The sequence below is a fragment of the Bradyrhizobium sp. genome, from assembly GCF_019242285.1.
Lineage (GTDB): Bacteria > Pseudomonadota > Alphaproteobacteria > Rhizobiales > Xanthobacteraceae > Bradyrhizobium.
This window is the reverse complement of the sequence record NZ_JAFAVV010000835.1, coordinates 1-2,679: the sequence shown is the minus strand read 5'-3', so window position 1 is coordinate 2,679 and position 2,679 is coordinate 1. Positions and strand designations below refer to the sequence as shown.

The following is a 2,679-nucleotide window of genomic DNA, read 5'->3' as shown; positions in this document are numbered from 1 at the left end:
ATAGGCCAGGAACGCCGGCCCATTGCGGCCCATCGGCAGCAACAGCGACGCCGGCAATTCGTCGTTCGGCAGCGCGCGGCCGTCCGGATAGGTGACCCCGAGCTGCGAAAGTCTCGCACGCGGCATCTGCATCGTCAGGTCGGCCTGTTCCCACGGGAAATTCGAAGGCGCGCGCACCTCCTCGAGCCACGGTTCGCCGCGCCGCCATTTCAGTCCGGTCGCGATGTAGTTCGCGGTCGAGCCGATCACGTCGGGTGCACTGCTCAAAAGGTTGCGGCGGCCGTCGCCGTCATAATCCACCCCATAGGTGACGTAGTGCGTCGGCAGGAACTGCGTCTGGCCGAGCTCGCCGGCCCAGGAGCCGATCATCTCGTCGGGCGAGAGATCGCCGCGATCGATCACCTTCAGCGCAGCGATGGTCTCGCCCACGAAGCGCTCCGAGCGCCGGCAGTCATAGGCGAGCGACACCAGCGAGCGCAGCACCGGCAGGTTGCCCATGTTGGCGCCGAAGTCGCTTTCCAATCCCCAGAACGAGGCGATCACCGCCGCCGGCACGCCGTATTCCTTTTCGGCCCGCGCGAACGCCGCCGCGTGTGTACGGATGTGCTGCTGGCCGTTCTGCATGCGATAAGGCGCGGCCATGCGGCCGGCGAATTCGGTGAAGAGCTGCCCGAACACGCGCTGGCCGCGGTCGCGGTTGACGATGCCCTGGTCGAAGACGAGATAGGGCGAGGCGTCGGCGATCGCGCCTTGCGACACGCCCGCGGCCGCGGCCTGCTGCTTCAGGCCGGCGAGGAAGCGCTCGAAATTCTCGCCATTGTGACAGGAGGCGGCGCGCGGCAAGGGCGCGGTGGCCGGCCGCGGCGCCACCGCGGGGCGCGTGGGAGGCGGCGCGAACTGCGCCAGTGCGGCCGACGACAGGCTGAACCACGCCACGAGGGCAGTGAAGAAGGCTCGCGGGGACACCAGGGCGCTTCGCATGTCGGTCTCACTCACCAGGGCGATTGGAGTCATTCCAAGGTGATCACCGCATATCCGAACCGGGCCGAAAAGAAAATCAGTCGCGGGCGGCGGCAGGGAAAAAGTCCCGGCGGCGCATCCCCGACGATCGGAACGGGATCGCAGCCATCTCGTTGAGGTCGCGTCATCTCGATTTGAGCGGGAGAACGCGATGGTTCGAAGCTATATCCTCGCGATCGGTATTCTGCTGGCGGCAGCCGGTGCGGTGCACGCCCAGGCAGGCAGTTCCAGCTCCACCTCGGCCAGTTCGGCCGCCAACGTCGAGCTCAATCCCATCTCGGGCAATCCGGTGGCGCCGGCCACGCCGTCGAACAATTCTTCATCGTCGAGCACGACAGCGGCCAGCTCCACGCTGATGAACTTTGGCGCCGTCGGCTCTTCGACGAAGCCGTGCGCGGTGTCGACCGGTTGCGATCCCTTGAGCGTGCCGACCCGAACGCAGGGCGAGCCGGGCTCGACCCTGTCGGGTGCGACGAGCATCGGCGCCGCGGGACCGTCGAGCAACTCCTCCGTGAATCCGCAGACAGCGGTGCAATTGCCCGGCGAGGCACCCAGTGCCTCGACCGCCGAACTGGCCAAGACCGCGCCCGCGGCGCCGGCCCCTTCCGTGCCATCGCCGTCCTGCACCGCGCAGATCCCGACGACGTCGGGGACTTTGGAGGCCGGCACCGTTTTTGGCGGCGCAGCGCCCGGCGGCTGTTGATCGAACCTCCCTCGATGCGGCTAAATGGCTATGGGCCGGCGGCAGCTTCAGGGGAGGCAACATGATCGATCGATGGCCGCGAAGCTCGCGGCGAAATCTGTTGCGCGCGATGATCGGCGGCGCGTCGGCGGGCCTGCTGTGTCCGATCGCGCCCGTCGCGGCCGCGGACAAGATGACCAAGGCGCGGGCGGCCTATCAGGATACGCCGAACGGTATCTATAGCTGCGCCACCTGCACGCTGTTCGAAGCGCCGCATGCCTGCAAGGTGGTGGAAGGCGAGGTCTCCAGCGACGGCTGGTGCACCGCCTTCGCGCTGGCCGATTAGCCTGTGAGGGCGGTGCGCGCCGAAGAAGATGGCCGACAAGTAACTCAGTCGCCGGTGGACGGCGGCGGAAACCTGAGTTTGAATTGAAGGCCTGGCAAGTTGTCCAGCATTTCAATTTGCGCGCCGTGAAGGCGGGCGACGGCGGCAACCAGGCTCAGTCCCAGACCGTTTCCCGGCGTGTAACGGCTGTGTTCGAGGCGATAGAACCGTCGAAACACGTGGTCGTGTTCGCCGGGAGGAATTCCGGGGCCGTCATCCGTGATCGAAATCAGCGGCCCGCCATCGGCGTTTTCGATTGTTACGATAATGTGCCCTGCGCTGCGCCCGTGCTTGATCGCATTGTCGACGAGGTTGGCGATGGCATCGAAGATCAGATCGCGATCGCCCGTCACCAGCACCTCCCGATCGCCGGCGAGGGTCAAGCGCGTCTGATCCTGTTCGGCGGCAGCATCGTACAGCTCCACGACCTCGCCTGCGATTTCGACCATGTTCACCGTACGAAACGCGTCTTTTCGCGCCTTGGTCTCGATTTGCGCAATCCGCATGATGGATGAGAATATCCGCAGGACGGCATCGAGATCGGCGATCGTATCGCCGATCAGCAACTGATCGGCTTTGCCGATGCGTTCGC

At 65.9% G+C, this 2,679-nt stretch carries 4 protein-coding genes; 1 reads left to right on the top strand and 3 read right to left on the bottom strand.

Features of this window, described 5'->3' with window-relative positions; translation table 11 throughout:
• On the bottom strand, nt 1-981 hold a 981-nt coding region (locus JOY90_RS34325; RefSeq protein ID WP_291695526.1), incomplete at its 3' end, for a lytic murein transglycosylase.
• Nucleotides 982-1,182: 201 nt separating this feature from the next.
• Entirely contained in the window at nt 1,183-1,647 is a 465-nt protein-coding gene (locus JOY90_RS34320; protein ID WP_291695525.1) for a hypothetical protein, read from the bottom strand.
• A 137-nt stretch (nt 1,648-1,784) separates the two neighbouring features.
• On the opposite strand from JOY90_RS34320, the gene JOY90_RS34315 reads away from it, so the two are divergent.
• Complete coding sequence (locus JOY90_RS34315; RefSeq protein WP_291695524.1) at nt 1,785-2,048, top strand: iron oxidase; 264 nt, start codon at nt 1,785-1,787, stop codon at nt 2,046-2,048.
• 44 nt (nt 2,049-2,092) lie between these two features.
• Here JOY90_RS34315 and JOY90_RS34310 read toward each other — a convergent pair.
• Nucleotides 2,093-2,679, bottom strand: a 587-nt coding sequence (locus tag JOY90_RS34310) for an ATP-binding protein (RefSeq protein ID WP_291695523.1), incomplete at its 5' end; no start/stop codon positions are given.